Source organism: Halomonas sp. AOP13-D3-9, assembly GCF_052379125.1.
Taxonomy (GTDB): domain Bacteria; phylum Pseudomonadota; class Gammaproteobacteria; order Pseudomonadales; family Halomonadaceae; genus Vreelandella.
Window position 1 is genome coordinate 13,436 of sequence record NZ_JBQSYH010000020.1, and the last position, 18,575, is coordinate 32,010.

Below are 18,575 nucleotides of genomic sequence, written 5' to 3' on the forward strand. Positions count from 1 at the left end.
ATGATTAGGGGCCGTTATTTATTGCCCTCCGAGGTTACGATGAAATCCACCCAAAGCCTGTTGATGGTTTTTTTGTTACCCATCTTAATGGTGGTATTGCCTGCCCTACTACTGCTGTCAATCGCCATGAAGGTGCTGGAAGAGCAGTCAGTACAAAGCAACCTCTTACAGTCCAACGACTTAGACACTTTAGTTCAAATGGCGACCTTTGACCGCCAGCTTAGCGAATTGCATCGACGTATCACCAACTTATTGATCGATACTGAAGAAACAGAGCTCAGTACTACGCAACGCTATGCAGCCTACAGTGAGATTGCCCAAGAACTCACCCAGATCGGCCAACGCGTGGACAACCTGGCGACTTCCCCCCTGCTTATCGATTTAAGCCAAGACAGCGCCACCGTCCTTCAGCGTGCATTCCGGCAATATCAACGTTTTGTCAGTATGGCCAATGAGTCGGCAGCGCGAGAGCTGGGCGACCCCGCCCGGTTCATGACAGAAGCGCAAACCCACTTCAACACCTTTACGCTGTTTTCCCAGCAAATATTTGAAGCCTTAACACTACGTGCCAAAGAGCGCCATAACCTTTCATTTGATGCGCTTACTCGCTCACACCACACCACCATATGGCTAGGCATTGCCATGATGGGTGTGCTTATTAGCGCGGCATTTTTTGCCTCCTGGCGCATCAATAAACGATTGATGGTGGTGGGCGATGCCATTTTAGCGCTCTCTAAGCGCCAAGAGCCGCTGCCGAACTTCCACGCGATTGAGCAACTGAGACAAAAACATAGTGGCCCCTTGAAACGCATCGCCACCGCGCTGGTCACGCTTAGGGAGGCTGAGCAGCAGCGCCGTGAAGCCGAGCAGAAGATTCACCGACTTGCCTATTACGATACGCTAACGAAGCTACCCAACTGGCGGTTGATGAAAGAGCACTTACAGCATTCGTTGGAAATCAGCCATCAATCCGGCGTATACGGTGCGCTTATCTATATCGATGTGGATGACTTTAAGCGCATCAACGACGGCAGTGGCCACAATGCTGGCGACACCATTTTGCAAAATATCGCTAAACGCTTAAGTTCGATTCACCACAATGGTTGCTCGATTGGTCGCATCAGTGGCGACGAGTTTGGCATCATTATTGATGAATTAGCCACCGACCAACTCGAGGCCGCCGAAAAAGCCGAGCTATTCGCCGAACAGATACGCCACTTGCTTACCCAGCCTTACACACTGAACGGCACTCACTGCTTCCTCAACCTCAGCCAAGGATTGGTGCTATTTAACTCGCTTGAGAGAAGCGTCGACGATCTCTTCCAGTATGCCAATGCAGCGGTACACCTAGCTAAGAAAACGGGGCCAAACGCTATTCGCTTTTATGACCCCGCTGTTCAAGCAGAGCTAGAAGCAAGAGCCGAGCTTGAGCGCGATCTGCGCCTGGCGATTGGTCGCGATGAGTTTATACTCGTCTATCAAATGCAGGTAGACAATACAGGCCGCCCGATTGGCGCTGAAGCACTGATTCGCTGGGAGCATCCAACGCGTGGATGTATTTCGCCGGGGGTATTTATTCCACTCGCCGAAGAAACCGGCTTAATTGTGCAGATAGGCACCTGGGTGCTTCATGCCGCCTGCAAACAACTCGTAGCCTGGCAAGCGTTTGAACATACAAAAGAACTGTTGTTGGCCGTTAACGTTAGCGCCAAGCAGTTCCAACAGCTAAATTTTGTTGAAGAGGTTTCTAATGCGTTAGAAACCAGCGGAGCCCCTCCCCACAAGCTCAAACTTGAACTCACCGAAAGCAGCGTGATTGGCAAAATAGAAGAAACCATTGCCCGTATGCATCAGCTCAAAGCTCTGGGCATTAGTTTTGCTATGGATGACTTCGGCACCGGCTACTCATCATTGCAGTATTTAAAACGCCTGCCACTTGATCAAATAAAGATTGACCAATCCTTCGTCCGTGATCTTCATCAAGATACCGACGATAGGGCAATTGTGCAGACCATTATCGCCATGGGGCGGGCACTAAACCTTAACGTGATTGCCGAAGGCGTGGAGACCCGCGAGCACTGGCGCTACCTAAACCAACACCAGTGTCATGCCTACCAAGGCTACTATTTTTGCAAGCCAGTAGCGGCGGAGGAGATGGCAGGCTTATGCCTCGCCCCTCCTCCTGCAATGGCATAGCAGCCTGCCAAGTACCGGTTCCCAAGTACCGGCTCCCAAGTACTATGCCCGACTTAAGCGCCCGGCTTACTCGCCCGGCTGCCAGCCATTGACGATGGGATAGCGGCGGTCGCGACCAAAGCCTCGCGGAGTGACCCGCACGCCAATGGGCGCCTGGCGACGTTTATACTCGCAGCGGTCGACAAGCTTCACCACTTTATAGACATCTTCAGCGTCAAAGCCGGCGGCGATAATCGCTTCCGCGCTCATATCACCTTCGATGTAGCTTAATAGGATAGCGTCGAGGGTATCGTAATCAGGCAAGGAGTCGCTATCCTGCTGATCCGGCGCCAGCTCGGCGCTGGGTGGGCGCTCGATGACCCGCGCAGGGATCGCCGGAGATTGGGTATTGCGCCAGCGAGCCAAGCGGTACACCCAGGTTTTATAGACGTCTTTAATGGCATTAAAACCGCCCACCATATCCCCATACAGCGTGGCATAGCCCACCGCCATTTCGCTCTTGTTACCGGTGGTCAGCACCATCAAGCCTTTTTTATTGGAGATCGCCATCAGCAGCACGCCGCGACAGCGCGACTGCAGGTTCTCTTCGGTGGTATCTCGCTCAGTGCCCGCAAAGCTCTCTGCCAGCGTGCCCATAAAGGCTTCGACCATGGGCTCAATCGGCATGATCTCGTAGTGCACGCCAAGCATGTTGGCCTGCTCTGCAGCGTCCTGTTTAGAGATATCCGCGGTGTAGTGGTAGGGCATCATCACCGCCTGCACCCGCTGTGGGCCCAGTGCATCTACCGCAATGGCCAGTGAGAGCCCCGAGTCGATGCCGCCAGAAAGCCCCAGCACCACGCCATCAAAACCGCTCTTGTTGACGTAATCACGTAGCCCAGTCACCAGCGCGCAGTAGAGGCTCTCTTCCGGCTCTACCTCGGGATCAATCTCGCCGGGTTGGGGTTCCCACACCGTCGCGCTGGTTTGCAGGAACTGAATCGGCATTAGGCCCGCCTGCCAGTAGGGCGCCAGCACTTGCAGCTCACCGCTGGCGTTAACGCAACAGGAGCCACCATCAAACACCAGCTCATCTTGGCCACCGATGGTATTCACATACACAATGGGAAGGTGCGTGTCCTGGGCGTGCTTCTCCAGCAGGCGCAACCGCTCCGCGGGTTTGTCCTGGTGATAGGGTGACGCATGCAAAGTGATGAGCATCTCAGCCCCCGCGTCTGCGGCGGCTTTAACCGGCACGCCATCCCACAGGTCTTCGCAGATGACAATACCCAGTTTGGCCCCTTTGTGCTCATAGACGAGCGTTTCAGTGCCCGGCGTGAAGTAGCGCTGCTCGTCGAACACTTGATAGTTTGGCAGCGCCTGCTTGGCGTACTCGGCCTCCCACTGGCCATTGTAGAGCAGGCCCGCCAAGTTATAGCAGCGGCCTTCGCGTACACCGGGGTAGCCAATAATCACCAGCACATCGCGGGCAATTTTCGAAGCCATTTGTGCGCGGGCTTCACGCAGGCGGGTTTCCATTGAGGGCCGCAGCAGCAAATCTTCCGGCGGGTAGCCCGACAAAAAAAGCTCAGGAAAGACAACAATATCCGCCCCATGCTCAATCCGCGCTTCGCGCACTGCTTCAATCGCGCGTGCGGCATTGCCGGGAATATCCCCGACCAGAGGATCAAGTTGGGCCATTACCAGCGTTAAGTCTTGCATGGGCGTCAAAATCTCTTGAGAATCTTTAAAATAGGGTTACACCGTCATAGCCGTATTGTCCCGCAAGGGCCGCCAACTGGCAAAGGCTGCGAGCCTTTACCAATGCCTAATACCTAGATTCCCACCTTGGGAGACACAAAAGGATGAACCTCTTGATCATTCGGCTGATTATCTTCGCCGTTATATTTTATGCCGGTTTAAAACTCTACGGCATCTACCGGCAACGCAAGCTTGAGCATGAAGCGCAGCATAAAAAAGTCAATCGCCACGAGGGCGGCAAAATGGTGCGCTGCCGCTGGTGTGAAGTGCACGTTCCTGAAGACGAAGCGCTGCGCGACCAGGAACAGTGGTTCTGCTCTGGCGCCCATCGTGACCGTTTTCTGCAAGAGCAGCAGGATAAAAACGGAACCCCTTAAGCTTGTACTGGCCTTAAGCTTGTATTAGCCGCTCTGGCGTGGGCTGGTAAGGCGCGGGGTCAATCAGTGGCTCGCGCCCCAGCAGTTGATCCACAAGCAAATGGGTCGAAGCCGGCGCCAATACCAAGCCGTTGCGATAGTGCCCGGCATTAACGAACACATTCGGCCATTCCTGGAGCGCGCCAATAAACGGTATACCCGCAGGGGATCCAGGCCTTAGCCCGGCCCATTGGTACGCAACCGGGCACGTTGCCAACGCAGGTAGAATGGCTTCAGCGCTCTGCTGCAAAGACGCCAGCGCCTCTTCATCGGTGCTCTTATCAAAACCCGCCTCCTCCAGCGTAGAACCAACTAGCAGCAGGCCGTCCGCGCGGGGAATAATATAGCGACCATCTTTTAACACCACGCGCTGAACGAGACCTTTAGGCGCTTGATAGGCAATCATCTGCCCTTTCACAGGCCTTACCGGCAGTTGCACATTCAGCTGGGACAATAGCTGCGCGGCCCAGGCGCCGCCACACACCACGATACGTCCCGCTTTGAATGACCCTTGGGAAGTCGCCACACCTTCCACCTGGCCACCCTTTTGAATAAAACCGCTGACCTCACACTGCTCTTTCAGCGTTACCTGGGGCATCGCGGCTAACCGCGCCTTCAACGCTTTGGCTAAACGCGGGTTGCGCACGCTGCCCAGCGTCGGCATCCACAGCGCGCTGTCGCCCGCCATTGCCACGCCGGCCTCTTTAGCGTGGACAAAGTCTGCCGCTACCCTTTCAAGCGGTTTACCCAGTTGGCGTGCCCAGCGCAGCGCTTTGTCGGCATCGTCCACATTTAGGTAAAGCAGCCCTTTTTGACGATACTCAGGGTCAATGCCGGTCTCTTCCAACAAGCGCAGCGCCAGCGAGGGGTACACGCCTTCCGACCAGCGGGAGAGCTGCGATATTGCGGCGTCGTAGCGCCAGGGATAGAGCGGCGAAACGATACCACCACCGGCCCAGGAGGCCTCTTTACCGCACTCACCCCGCTCCACCAACGTGACTTGCTGACCAGCATCGGCTAACTGCAGCGCTGTCATCATACCGATTACGCCGCCGCCAATAATTAAGAAATCTCTCACAACATTGTCCGTTTTGGCTTACATAAAAAAAGCGTGGCGTCGCCTAGGATGTCCTATTAACGACACTGTGCTCACAACTGGTAAAGGAGAGTGAGCATAGCGCGGGCGATAACAAGGTCAAGTGAGGAGAGGCGATGAACGGTTGCCACATCAAGACGCACACCACACCTGAAAGCGGGTTCACACTGCTTGAGCTACTGATTACGCTGTTGTTGGTGGGTATTATCGCCGCTTGGGGGCTACCCAGCTTCCAAGCCTTGGGGCAGCGAACGGCGCAGAGTAGCGCCGTAAATCGATTGCAAAGCGCGTTTTCATTAGCGCGAAATACGGCGATTAGCCAACGCCGCCAGATCACTCTTTGCCCAGCCAATGAGAACCTCAGGGCTTGCACCCATGACTGGAGTGGAGAGCTAATGATCGTGCTAGGGGATAAAACCGATAGCATCACCGAAGACGATATTCTGCGCATTGTTCCCAGGCAACAGGGCACGCAAGTGGCCTATAGCCGGGGTTGGTCGCGCATCCGTTACAGCCCGTTAGGCTACACCAGCGGTTACAACGGCAGTTTTGCTATTTGCTCTGTCACCGGCGCTGAAGATTTGCAGGGTAAAAAGCTGGTGCTCAGCCAGTTAGGGCGGCTGAGAATTGATGAAGCGCCTATCGACTGTTAATCATTAGGCGCTTCACCTCGTCCACCGCGTTTAGGCAAACGGGTTTTACCCGGCAATACCGTCTAAATAGCGCTCAGCGTCTAGTGCCGCCATGCAGCCGCTGCCCGCTGAAGTGATCGCTTGACGATAAATGTGATCCATCACATCGCCGCAGGCAAATACACCCGGCACGCTAGTGGCCGTCGCGTTACCTTCCAGGCCTGAAGTCACTTTGATATAGCCACCGTTCATTGCCAGTTGGCCTTCAAAGATGCCCGTATTGGGGCTGTGGCCGATGGCAATAAACAGCCCAGGCGCGTGAATCTCTTTGCTTGAGCCATCCTGGGTGGATTTAACCCGTATCCCTGTCACGCCCGAGTTATCGCCGAGCACTTCTTCAACTTCCTGGAACCACTCAAGGGCGATTTTGCCTGCCTCTGCTTTCTCAAACAGCTTATCTTGGAGGATTTTTTCCGCCCGCAGGGTGTCACGGCGATGAACCAAGGTCACTTTAGACGCAATGTTTGACAGATACAGCGCCTCTTCCACAGCGGTATTACCGCCGCCCACGACAATGACTTCCTGGTTGCGGTAGAAAAATCCATCGCAGGTAGCGCAGGCCGAAACCCCCTGACCCATAAACTGCTGTTCGGTGGGCAGGCCCAGGTAACGCGCGCTGGCCCCGGTGGCCACAATCAGGGCATCGCAGGTATAAACACCGCCATCACCCTTTAAGGTAAAGGGTTTTTCGCCTAGGCTAACCTCGTTGATATGATCAAACAGCACTTCGGTATTAAAGCGTTCGGCGTGCTGTTTCATGCGCTCCATTAACTCCGGCCCTTGTACACCTTGGGCATCACCCGGCCAGTTATCCACATCGGTTGTGGTGGTCAGTTGGCCACCCGCCTGAATACCGGTAATCAGCAGCGGCTTTAGGTTTGCCCGTGCGGCGTAGACAGCAGCCGTATAGCCTGCCGGGCCGGATCCAAGAATTATCAAACGCTCATGACGAGTTTCCATGACACCACCTTGTAAAGATTTGACTGATAGCTTTGTCGATAGCTGTGTAAATAGCTTTATAAAAAATTAGCCACAGAGTCTGCCTGAAATGGTGCCAAGTACAAGCTATTGCAAGGTTTCGTCTACGCTATTAGGCGAAGAAACCTTGAAAGCGGCTGTGCAAAGACGCATGTATTCTTACTATGGTAAGCCATACTAGAAAGGAAGACCGTGACCGTCGCGCCTAGTGAATGTTAAGTCACTAAGTATCCAGCAATAAGAGGAGAATGGCATGAGCAAGACACCCGATACGCTGAGCACCCTAGAGGTTGGCAGTAAAACGTATCACTACTACAGCCTGCCCCAAGCGGCCGAGACACTCGGCAATATTGACCGGCTACCCAAAACGCTCAAGATTCTACTCGAAAACCAGCTGCGCTTCGCCGACGACGAAAGCGTAGATCAAAAAGACATGCAGGCCTTGGTCGACTGGCAGACCGAGGGCAAATCCAGCCGTGAAATCGGCTATCGCCCAGCGCGGGTATTGATGCAGGACTTCACCGGCGTGCCTGGCGTGGTGGATCTCGCTTCCATGCGCGCTGCGGTAGAAAGCCTGGGCGAAGACCCGGCAAAGATCAATCCGCTCTCCCCCGTCGATCTGGTGATTGACCACTCGGTAATGGTCGATAAGTTCGGCAACCCGGCAGCGTTTCAAGAGAACGTCGATATTGAAATGCAGCGCAACCGCGAGCGCTACGAGTTTCTGCGCTGGGGCCAGCAGGCGTTTGATAACTTCAGCGTTGTGCCCCCCGGTACCGGTATCTGCCATCAGGTCAATCTGGAGTACCTGGGCAGAACGGTGTGGATCAAGGACGAAGACGGCAAAACCTTCGCTTACCCCGACACCCTCGTCGGCACCGACTCACACACCACCATGATCAACGGCCTGGGCGTATTAGGCTGGGGCGTGGGCGGCATCGAAGCTGAAGCGGCCATGCTCGGGCAGCCGGTCTCAATGCTGATCCCTGAAGTGATTGGCTTTAAACTGACCGGCAAGCTACGCGAAGGGATTACCGCCACCGACTTGGTACTCACCGTTACCGAGATGCTGCGCAAAAAAGGCGTAGTGGGTAAGTTTGTTGAGTTCTACGGCGACGGCTTGAAAGACCTGCCGCTGGCGGATCGCGCCACTATTGCCAATATGGCCCCCGAGTATGGTGCTACCTGTGGCTTCTTCCCGGTGGATGAAGAAACCCTGAACTACATGCGCCTGACCGGGCGTGAAGATGAGCAAGTCGCGCTGGTGGAAGCCTATAGCAAAGCCCAAGGGCTGTGGCGCGAACCCAGCGACGAGCCGATCTTTACCGATGCGCTGCAACTGGACATGACCGAGGTAGAAGCCAGCCTGGCTGGCCCCAAACGCCCGCAGGATCGCGTGGCGCTGAAAGACATGGCGGCGGCCTTTGATAAGTTCCTGCAGGAAGATACCAACGCGGACTCCACAGCAAAGGGCAAGCTCTCTTCTGAAGGCGGCCAAACCGCTGTGGGAGCGAAACGTAGCTTTGCACATGACACCAGCCAAGCCGTTAAGCTTAATGATCAGGACTTCAGCCTCGACCCAGGCGCGGTGGTGATTGCGGCGATCACCTCCTGTACCAACACCTCCAACCCCAGCGTGATGATGGCTGCAGGCTTGTTGGCGCGCAAGGCTCGAGAAAAAGGCTTGAACACCCAACCCTGGGTGAAGACATCCCTGGCTCCTGGCTCCAAAGTAGTCACCGACTATCTTGCCGCCGCTGGGTTAAACGACGACTTGGATGCCCTAGGCTTTAACCTTGTCGGTTACGGCTGCACCACCTGTATCGGCAACTCTGGCCCACTGCCGGATGAGATTGAGAAAGCGGTGAACGATGGCGATCTTGCCGTCGCCTCGGTGCTTTCCGGTAACCGTAACTTCGAAGGCCGTGTTCACCCACTGGTGAAAACCAACTGGCTCGCATCACCGCCCCTGGTGGTGGCTTACGCCCTGGCCGGTAACGTTCAACGCGACCTAACCAAGGAGCCAATTGGCGAAGGCAGTAACGGCGAACCCGTCTACCTAAAAGATATCTGGCCCAGCCAAGCCGAGATTGCCAGTGCCGTTGAGCAGGTCAACACCGCCATGTTCCGTAAAGAGTACGGCGCAGTGTTTGAGGGTGATGACGTCTGGAAAGCAATCGACGTGTCAGAAAGCAAAGTCTACCAGTGGCCGGAATCCACCTACATTCAGCATCCGCCCTTCTTTGAAGGCATGGGCCGCGAGCCGGATGCCATCGAAGATGTGCACAGTGCCCGGGTACTCGCCATGCTAGGCGACTCGGTGACCACCGACCATATCTCCCCTGCGGGTGCCATTAAACCCGACAGCCCCGCCGGGCGCTATCTGCAAGAGCACGGCGTTAAGCCGGTCGACTTCAACTCCTACGGCTCGCGCCGGGGTAACCATGAAGTCATGATGCGCGGCACCTTCGCCAACGTGCGGATCAAAAACGAAATGCTCGATGGTGTAGTAGGTGGTGAAACACGCCACGTACCCAGCGGTGAGCAGATGGCCATTTACGATGCGGCTATGAAGTACAAAGAGGAAGGCAAACCGCTGGTCGTGATCGCCGGTAAAGAGTACGGCACCGGCTCCTCGCGTGATTGGGCGGCCAAAGGTACCCGCTTGCTGGGCGTTCGTGCCGTGATTGCCGAATCCTTTGAGCGCATTCACCGCTCTAACCTGATCGGCATGGGCGTTGTACCGCTGCAGTTTGCCGAAGGCGAAAGCCGTCAAACGCTGGGATTAACCGGCGATGAAGAGATTTCGATTGCCGGATTAAGCGACCTGACGCCGGGTGGCACGGTCAAAATCGTGATCAAAAATGCCGATGGGGAACGTAGCGTTGATGCCAAGTGCCGAATTGATACGGTAAACGAGCTGGCTTACTACCGTCACGGTGGTATCCTTCACTACGTGCTGCGCAAGATGATCGGCGCAGCCTAAAGGGTAAAAACCTACCAATGCTTGCGTGCCCCCACTTCGGTGGGGGCTTTTTTTATCCGAATGCTTAAAAAGCGCGACGACGGTAGGTACGGTAATCCGGCGACCAGGACGCTTTTTCGATCAGCTCGCGCAACGTCGTACCGCTGGTTTTTAACGCCACACCATTCTGCTGCGCCTGCGCCGCCACTTCAAAAGCAATCGACTTGCTGATATCGCGAATACGCGACAACGGTGGCAGCAATGCACCCTTGCCCTCTTTCACCAGCGGCGCTTCACGGGCCAGCGCCCGCGAGGCGCTCATTAGCATCTCGTCGGTGACTCGGTTGGCACTGGCAGCAATCACGCCCAAACCGATACCTGGGAAAATATAGGCGTTGTTGCACTGGGCAATCGGGTAAGTGCGGCCATTGTAAACCACCGGCGCGAAGGGACTGCCGGTGGCCACTAACGCCTGCCCGTCGGTCCAGCGGATAACATCCTCCGGCACCGCCTCTGCTTGGGAGGTAGGATTAGACAGCGGCATAATGACCGGATGTTCACAGCCCGCATGCATGGTGCGCACCACCTGCTCGGTGAAGATACCGCGCTGGCCGCAAACACCGATCAGCACTGTTGGTTTGATCTGAGCAATCGTCTCTTCCAGCCCCTGGCCATTCCACTCCGCCACTAGCGAAGGGTCGTGGGCTAAACGGCGCTGGAAGTCACGCTGCCACTCTTGATCGCTGGTCATCAAGCCATCGCGGTCAACAACGAAAATGCGCGCCCGTGCCTCGCTCTCGGTCAAGCCTTCGGCTTCCATCGCGACGACCACCTGCTCGGCGATTCCACAACCCGCCGAGCCGCCGCCCACAAACACCACACGCTGCTGGGCAATGGTTTCTTCCCGGGCCTGGCAAGCCGCCATTAGCGTACCCACTACCACAGAAGCGGTTCCCTGAACGTCATCGTTGAAGCAGCACAGCTCGTTGCGATAGCGCTCTAGCAGCGGTACCGCATTGGCCTGGGCAAAATCCTCAAACTGCAGCAGTACGTTAGGCCAGCGACGCTTCACAGCAGCAATAAATTCCGCCATGAAAGCATCGTACTCTTCTTGCCCTACCCGCTCGTGGCGCCAGCCCATGTACATGGGGTCATCCAGCAGCGCTTTGTTGTTGGTGCCCACATCAATCATGATCGGCAGCGTATAGGCGGGGCTAATACCGCCACAGGCGGTATACAGCGCCAGTTTTCCAATAGGTATACCCATGCCACCGATGCCCTGGTCGCCCAGGCCGAGAATACGCTCACCGTCCGTCACTACGATCACTTTGACGTTATCTTTGGTGGCGCTGCGCAGAATGTCATCCATATGTTCGCGGTCAGGGTAACTAATAAACAGGCCGCGGTGGTTACGATAAATATTGGAGAATTCCTGACACGCCTGCCCCACCGTCGGGGTGTAAATAATCGGCAGCATCTCTTCTAGATGCTGGGAGACCAAGCGGAAATAGAGCGTTTCGTTGTCATCTTGAATGGCACGCAGGTGAATATGCTTTTCAAGATCACTATGGCATTGCTGGTACTGGCGATAGACCCGCTCCAGCTGATCTTCGATGGTTTCCACCTTTTGTGGCAGTAAACCAATCAGGTTAAACGCCAAGCGCTCCTGCTGAGTAAACGCGCTGCCTTTGTTCAATAGCGGCATTTCGAGCAAAGAAGGACCGGCGTAAGGAAGGTATAGGGGGCGTCTACTCTGGGTAGTCATAAGCACTCTCTTTTTTATGTCAATCACTGCTGCAATGCAGCAACATCGGGCGTTTGCGGCGTTTGAGCGTAATGTAACATGCTCCTGCGACAAAGGTGGAAGAGAGAGGCCATGTTGATAAAAAAACGCCTCGGTTTAGGAAACCTAAACCGAGGCGTGATGCCGCTATTAAATTAGCGATCTAGCAATGCCTTAGCTCGTTTTAGCGGTGGGTTTACGCCCCTCCACACCAGCGAAGAAGAACGGCCGCAGCTTAACGCCAAACATGTTGCCCGCAAATGCCGCCACCAGCCATACCCAACCGTGCAGGCTGCCAGACGCAATACCGCTGAAGTAAGCGCCAATATTGCAGCCATATGCTAAGCGCGCCCCGTAGCCCAGCAGGAGGCCGCCAATGATCGCGGCTAAGATAGATTTCAACGGAATTTTGAAGTTAGGTGCAAAGCGCCCCGCCAAGCTGGCCGCAGCCAGCGCGCCCAGCATAATGCCCACGTTCATCACCGTGGTAATATCGCTCCATACGCTGGCCTCAAGGGCCGCGGCATTGCCCGGAGACTGCCAATAGCCCCACTGGCTGACATCGCCGCCCACCAGTTCAAAGCCTTTAGCACCCCAAAGCGCAAACGCCGAGGTAATCCCCCAAGGGCGTCCTGCCAGCGCCAAAGTAGCAAAGTTCAGCAGCGCCAACGCCACCGCGCCCGCCACTAACGGCCAAGGCCCTGTCAGCCAACGCTCATAACCCTGTTTATCGACGTTAGGCGCCTGCTCTAACTGACCGTGGCGACGCTTCTCCATCACCCAGGTAAACGCCGCAATAGCCGCAAACAGCACCAAGCTAATGGCCACGCCCCCGCTTACCCCAGCGACGTTGACCAGTGATACCGGCTGAAAAGCGGGCAAGCTCTGCCACCAGGCAAAATGTGCGGAGCCAATCACCGAGCCGACAATAAAGAACACCAGCGTAATCAACATACGAGCGTTACCGCCGCCTGCGGTAAACAGCGTGCCCGAGGCACAGCCGCCGCCCAACTGCATGCCCACACCGAACAGGAATGCCCCCACCAGCACGGAGATACCAATCGGCGCCACAAAGCCCGACACCTCGTTACCAAACAAGGTGCCTGCCCCCAAGGCAGGGAAAAATAGCACCACGGCAATCGCCAGCATGACCATCTGGGCGCGCAGGCCGCGCCCGCGCCGCTCGGTAATAAATACTCGCCACGCCGAGGTAAAGCCAAATGCCGCGTGATAAAGCGCCATACCAAACAGCCCACCGACAATCATCAGCAGGCCAATATTGGCGTCAAACACCACGCCCACCAGCAACGCGCCTAACACAATCGCCGCCGTGGCGATCAGCGGCACGCGATAGCTCTGCGGCGCAGCAACCGTCATTGTAGACATACATTCACCTTTAGCAGCACCAAAAGCGCCTGTTAGCAAACAGGCGCTTTTGGAAGACATGGACAATAGTTATAAGCCTAACGATAGCTGTAGAGCGCGGAAAATTCTTTATTGAAAGGTGCTTATAGCTTTATGGAATATTCGCTAGCTTTCACAGGAACGTACTCGTGGAATGAGCCTGCTGTTTAGCCGTTGGTGCATGCGTTCACATGCTTCAGGGTATTTGGACGCTATAGCCCGCCTGGATTGAATAAACCACATACACATATCCTGACTCTTCCAGGGTTATGGGAACCGTCAGTGCAAAGCGGGAGGCACAACTGCTCCTGAGGACGGCGTGGTATTGGTTGCTGCATGCATGAGACTAAGTATTGATTGTCTTTGTGTCTGTCTCACCCTGGTTAAGTATCCTATGTAGCTTGGCCCGCCCCAGGTAATTGATCATCGGTAATGCCAGCAGGCTCGAAGGGGCGGTGGGTAAGGCGCCGATAGCGAGGAGTACCATAGCGGGGATGGACCACTTCTTTTGGCCAGGCTTGTAAGCATAAGATATCAATGCGAGTCCTGAGAGGACGGAGGCCCCACAGCCCAGCAGATAGGGATAGAGAAACTCGGCATTATTGTGAGTGGTATATAGCAACCCACCGCCGGCAACCAAAACAACATAAAGAAGAACACAAGCGACGCCGATATCCGGACTGACCTCCTGTTGGTGGATGCCACGCTCATTCAGAAAGTCAAACAAAGGGGTTTGGAGCACCCCCACATGCTTCGTGTGTACGATTCCTTCCTTCGCACTCATCCCGAACAGCTGCTTGTTGTTGGCATTGCGAATTTCGCCAATGCCGGCTTTACTGGGGTCATCGGTCTTTCGCCCACTCTTTGTTCTGAGTATTAGCTTTAGAGAGTCATCATGGCTCACTAGCCGGTCATACAGCGATTGGATAAACTCAATGTCAAAAGACTTTTTAAAACTTAATGGAAACACGCAAACGCCCCTTAAAATGGTGCCGAGCACCTAACTGTCGATTGAATAGATAGCTTTCAGTTATGTGGCTGATTTCAGATTTATCGTCAGATCTGGCTGATTATCGAATAGCATTTTCAGTAAAGAAAAAGCCAAAAGTCCGACGGGCATATAAAGCATAAAGCCGAGTCCGCCGAATGAAAGGGAGACGATAAGCCCTACGATGATGTAGGGCACCATAAAGACAAACATTGCCTTTCCGAATCGCTCTTTTTTCTTCATAGTGCTCGTTAGTAGGTCCTTGTCTTCGGTTCCGATCAATAGATCGCTTTCACAATGCGGGCAAGTGGCCATATCGGCTTTCAAAAGTTCGGTAATCCACTGTGACTCCTCGCAAAAACAACAGCCACATGCGGGGCACTCAAAATCAATGCTTTCAATTAAGGCTTTATCTTGCTTTTCAATAGGTGCTTTTTCATTCACTGCTTTAGTTCTCCTCTGCTGGGTTATTGATTCAATACCGTCGAGCATGCTCTCGGCCTGACATGCCTATTGCTTCAGGCCGAAAGTGACGCTTCCTCGCCATAGACCTCGGCGAAGATGGCTATGATCGGCCGTTTTGGCTGCAGAGCACGACGCTGTTTGACCTCTTTTGAGAGACGCGTAAGCTCTGCGCTAGGCTTGGCCCACTGTTCCTCGGGAAGGGATTCGACCACTCATCAAGGCTCGCAAGCAGGGTCTTCTGACCGGCCCTCTGGATGGCGCGGATTTCCCATTTGGCACGATGAAAAGGAATCGTCCATAGGTCGATGATGTGCCACAGGTACCACATCGTGACCTTGAACAGGCCTATGTCGCCCTCGCGGTAGCGGCGGTGCAACCGGCGCCGGGCATTGTGGAAGTTGTGCACGCCCTCGTAGGGCGGATCACCGGGACGATGTAAGCCGTGCGGATCTTGGAGTTCCTCGCGGGTGTTGACCACGTATTCCATTTAAGCCCGCACCGCTTCCCAAAGCCCCAGCGCCAATGCCATGCCGGGCTGTGATAATTCAAGAAAATACTGCTGCCCTGTTTCAGGCTCGATAAAGCCTATTCCCAAGCCATACTGGCGCTGCACACCGTATTCGTCATACCCTGCGCTTGAGCCGCCACGCTCTCCCAGGGCACGATGATAGGCGGCTTTCCGTCGCCCGGCGCAAAGGCTACCTCGCGATGCTGGCGTGTACGCGAATAGGGGGCATGCGCTTAAGCAGCGTATTGATCCAAACAATACCCAGAATAAACACCCATAAGAAAACGATATAGCCCCCCACCCCATACAGCTAAGATTTGAGAATCAGGCGGAAACCCTCCAACAGCCCCCCATGTGATTAAAAAAAATATTAGAATACATGTAGCTAGACCACTAAAAACATGTCCCACAGTCATCAAACTCTCGGGGCTAGCCCCCTGGCGAAGATCCATCGTGACATCATCATGGCGCACATCAATATGGGCCATATCCACCGCGTGCTCACTATCGGTGGGTAGTGGCAAGGGGCTAAAACAGTACTGTTCGCCCCCGGCACGGCTTTCCCTTTCACCTGCACGCATCGGGGGAAGAGCTTCTTTAGGTTGGGTGTTAAACATTTATCGTGAACTACCGCGCCTAAAGGGAAACGAAGGATAAGCCTGTTGGCTTGCGGCAGGCACGGCCACCCCAAAACGCTTTTCGATATCGCCCATTTCAATAAATTGCTCGCCGCGCTGGTAAGCCGCGCGCAGGTGTTTGCTAAGTTCATTAACAGCCCCCGAAGGCTTGGCCCATTGGGATTCGGGTAAGGGTTTTGACCACTCGGCCAGCCAGTCACTGGGTACGGCTTTGGGCAGGATATGTTTCGTGCGGTATTCGGTGTACCAGTGGGCGAAGCGGGCATGCTCCCACCGCTGCTTGCGCCGAAAGCGCCGCCACCGGGCGGGGTCGTTGGTGCGTTCGCACTCGGCTTTTTCTTGGGCCACGTAAGCATCGTACCACTCAAGCCCCCACTCCCTTGCCGTGGGCGTAATAGCTTTCGGCCCTTCCTCCATAAAGGTGCGGATATATTCCCACTGGGCCAGTGCCCCCGGCAGGCCACCCACACTGCCAATAATCCCTGCCCCGGGCAAAGAGTAGCCGGGCCGCTCCGGGTCGGGGGCCAGTAGCGCAAAGCTCCAGCCAAAACCGGTAATGGCGTTCGGCGTCAACGTCGGGCTATAACCCGCCACCGCAACAATATCCTCCCAGGGGACTAAGACAGTGCGGCGCTCGCGTTTAAAAAGGCGTGAGATAAAATCATAGATAGTGGGGTAAACATAAAAAAGCGCCATGACAATAATGTGGAATAGTACGATCCCAAGGGGAAAGCTTTCCTCCGCGCCTATCAACCATTCACTGGCCTCAAAAATGGCAAGTGGACCGGAGACAGATGACACACCCATAAGCCCCACCCCCATAAACCAGAGATTTTCAGGCGCAGGCAGCCAGAAGCGGCCAGAGGGTGCCACGACAAACGCCACTTCACGGCGCTGGCGATTCAAGCGTATAGGGGGGGTGCGTTTAAGAAGAGTATTCGTAAAAGGAATCGCTGGGTTAAATACGAAAAGAAACACAAAATATAGACCCACAAAAAAAATTACAAAACTATATATGTGACCATCACCTCTTATGGTGAGAAAAAACAGCATCAGCAGCCCTGAAAAAAGCATGAACAAGAAGCCAGATGTCAACGTATACCCCGCCGTTATCAAACCTTCCGGGCTTACCCCCTGGCGCAGATCCATGGTGACGTCATCATGGTGCACATCCAGTTGGGCCACATCCAGCGCGTGCTCACCATCGGTGGGCAGTGGCAGAGGGCTTAGGCAGTACTGAATGCCGCCTGCGCGACTTTCTCGTTCGCCAGCGCGCATCGTCGGGAGGGCTTCTTTAGGTTGGGTGTTAAACATTTATTGTGAACTACCGCGCCGAAACGGAAACGTGGGATAAGCCTGTTGACTTGCGGCAGGCACGGCTACCCCAAAGCGCTTTGCGATATCATCTATCTCGATAAACTTCTCGCCGCGTTGGTAGGCGGCGCGCAGATGTTCGCTGAGCTCAGCCACTGCCTGGGAAGGCTTGGCCCATTGGGATTCGGGTAAGGGCTTCGACCACTCAGCTAGCCAGTCACTGGGCACGCCTTTGGGCAGGGTATGTTTCGTGCGGTATTCGGTGTACCAGTGGGCGAAGCGGGCATGTTCCCATAGTCGCTTGCGCCGAAAGCGCCGCCATCGGGCGGGGTCGTTGGTACGCTCGCATTCAGCTTTTTCACGGGCCACATAGGCGTTGTACCACTCCACGCCCCACTCCTTGGCGGAAGGGGGCATGGCGTCGCTCTCTTCCATAAAGTGGCGAATATACTCCCACTGAGCCAGTGCCGCTTGCACGCCCTCGGCACTCGCTATGATTCCAGCGCCAGGCAGAGAGTAACCGGGTCGCTCTGGGTCTGGGATCAGGAGCGTAAGACTCCAGCCAAAGTTGAACACTTCTTTCCGCGCCAACGAAGTGCTAACACCCGCTATCGCGACTAACTCTTCCCAGGGCACCAATATCGTGCGGCGATCACGCTTACAAAGGTGTTCGATAAGATCGTAAATCGCGGCGTAACCGAAAAGAAGCGCCATAGCCATGGCATGGAACAACACCAGCCCAAGGGGAAAGGTTTCTTCCGCTCCTACCAACCATTGACTAATATTAAAAATGGCAATTGGCCCGGAGACAATTGACATCGCAATAGGCCCTAATCCCATAAACCAAAGGTTGTCAGGAGCAGGCAGCCAGAACCGGTCAGACAGCGCCAAAACAAACGCTACTTCACGGCGTTGACGATTAAAGCGTATGGGAGGCGCTCGCTTAAGCAGGGTATTAACGAAGGGAATTGAAAGGTTAAATACAAAAAGAAACAGGGCATACAGCCCTGCAAGACATAGTGTGAGAGTTTCTACGTATTCAAAGCCGTCTATAGGAACAATTAAAAGTAAAAATAAGCCTAAACAAAATATTAACAAAAAACCAGAAGTCAACATATGCCCAGCCGCTATCAAGCCATCTGGTATTGCCCCCTCACGAATATCCATAGTGACGCTATCGTAGCGAACATCTAAACGCGGCAGAACATGCGCTTGCTTATTTTTAGTAGGTAATGGCAACGGGCTTATGCAAAACCTAGCGCTTTCAGTACCTTTTTCTCCTTCACCAATGCGCATTAGGACATGGGCATCTTGAGGTATCATTTCAAACATATAAACCTTTTGGCATCGTGTTGCTCTGGCGTTGTTGGTTTCAGACAACACCATTTTAAA

15 protein-coding genes are annotated in these 18,575 nt (G+C 54.7%); 4 read left to right on the plus strand and 11 right to left on the minus strand.

Features of this window, described 5'->3' with window-relative positions; translation table 11 throughout:
- Positions 1–39 precede the first annotated feature (39 nt).
- Positions 40–2,196, plus strand: coding sequence for a putative bifunctional diguanylate cyclase/phosphodiesterase (locus ACT3UM_RS19815; RefSeq protein ID WP_498901715.1), 2,157 nt, complete (start codon positions 40–42; stop codon positions 2,194–2,196).
- A gap of 66 nt (positions 2,197–2,262) precedes the next feature.
- Here ACT3UM_RS19815 and ACT3UM_RS19820 read toward each other — a convergent pair whose 3' ends face one another.
- Positions 2,263–3,897, minus strand: coding sequence for an NAD+ synthase (locus tag ACT3UM_RS19820; protein WP_498901717.1), 1,635 nt, complete (start codon positions 3,895–3,897; stop codon positions 2,263–2,265).
- A gap of 143 nt (positions 3,898–4,040) precedes the next feature.
- Between ACT3UM_RS19820 and ACT3UM_RS19825 the strand changes: the two genes are divergently transcribed.
- Positions 4,041–4,313, plus strand: coding sequence for a PP0621 family protein (locus ACT3UM_RS19825; RefSeq protein WP_498901719.1), 273 nt, complete (start codon positions 4,041–4,043; stop codon positions 4,311–4,313).
- Positions 4,314–4,326: 13 nt separating this feature from the next.
- Here the strand turns inward: ACT3UM_RS19825 and thiO are convergent, their stop codons facing one another.
- Positions 4,327–5,430: a glycine oxidase ThiO gene (thiO, locus tag ACT3UM_RS19830; RefSeq protein ID WP_498901721.1), complete on the minus strand. Its 1,104-nt coding sequence runs from the start codon at positions 5,428–5,430 to the stop codon at positions 4,327–4,329.
- A gap of 134 nt (positions 5,431–5,564) precedes the next feature.
- Between thiO and ACT3UM_RS19835 the strand changes: the two genes are divergently transcribed.
- Positions 5,565–6,101, plus strand: coding sequence for a GspH/FimT family pseudopilin (locus ACT3UM_RS19835; protein WP_498901723.1), 537 nt, complete (start codon positions 5,565–5,567; stop codon positions 6,099–6,101).
- A 45-nt stretch (positions 6,102–6,146) separates the two neighbouring features.
- On the opposite strand, the gene trxB is transcribed toward ACT3UM_RS19835, so the two are convergent.
- Positions 6,147–7,100, minus strand: coding sequence for a thioredoxin-disulfide reductase (trxB, locus tag ACT3UM_RS19840; RefSeq protein WP_498901725.1), 954 nt, complete (start codon positions 7,098–7,100; stop codon positions 6,147–6,149).
- 271 nt (positions 7,101–7,371) lie between these two features.
- Here trxB and acnA point away from each other — a divergent pair, with 271 nt between their 5' ends.
- Complete coding sequence (gene acnA, locus ACT3UM_RS19845; RefSeq protein ID WP_498901727.1) at positions 7,372–10,104, plus strand: aconitate hydratase AcnA; 2,733 nt, start codon at positions 7,372–7,374, stop codon at positions 10,102–10,104.
- Positions 10,105–10,168: 64 nt separating this feature from the next.
- On the opposite strand, the gene ACT3UM_RS19850 is transcribed toward acnA, so the two are convergent.
- The 8 genes from ACT3UM_RS19850 to ACT3UM_RS19885 form a co-directional block, all read right to left on the minus strand.
- Entirely contained in the window at positions 10,169–11,848 is a 1,680-nt protein-coding gene (locus tag ACT3UM_RS19850; protein ID WP_035580410.1) for an NAD-dependent malic enzyme, read from the minus strand.
- Positions 11,849–12,040: 192 nt separating this feature from the next.
- Positions 12,041–13,252, minus strand: coding sequence for a YeeE/YedE family protein (locus ACT3UM_RS19855; RefSeq protein ID WP_498901730.1), 1,212 nt, complete (start codon positions 13,250–13,252; stop codon positions 12,041–12,043).
- Positions 13,253–13,616: 364 nt separating this feature from the next.
- Positions 13,617–14,240, minus strand: coding sequence for a hypothetical protein (locus ACT3UM_RS19860; protein WP_498901732.1), 624 nt, complete (start codon positions 14,238–14,240; stop codon positions 13,617–13,619).
- A gap of 60 nt (positions 14,241–14,300) precedes the next feature.
- Positions 14,301–14,750 (minus strand): hypothetical protein, encoded by a 450-nt coding sequence (locus ACT3UM_RS19865; protein WP_498901734.1) that lies wholly within the window; start codon positions 14,748–14,750, stop codon positions 14,301–14,303.
- A gap of 73 nt (positions 14,751–14,823) precedes the next feature.
- Entirely contained in the window at positions 14,824–15,210 is a 387-nt protein-coding gene (locus ACT3UM_RS19870; RefSeq protein ID WP_498901736.1) for a hypothetical protein, read from the minus strand.
- Positions 15,211–15,336 (minus strand): hypothetical protein, encoded by a 126-nt coding sequence (locus tag ACT3UM_RS19875; protein WP_498901737.1) that lies wholly within the window; start codon positions 15,334–15,336, stop codon positions 15,211–15,213.
- 512 nt (positions 15,337–15,848) lie between these two features.
- Positions 15,849–17,183: a hypothetical protein gene (locus ACT3UM_RS19880; protein WP_498901739.1), complete on the minus strand. Its 1,335-nt coding sequence runs from the start codon at positions 17,181–17,183 to the stop codon at positions 15,849–15,851.
- The gene (locus tag ACT3UM_RS19885) at positions 17,184–18,074 is read right to left on the minus strand and encodes a hypothetical protein (protein WP_498901741.1); all 891 of its coding nucleotides are present in this window, start codon (positions 18,072–18,074) and stop codon (positions 17,184–17,186) included.
- Positions 18,075–18,575 lie beyond the last annotated feature (501 nt).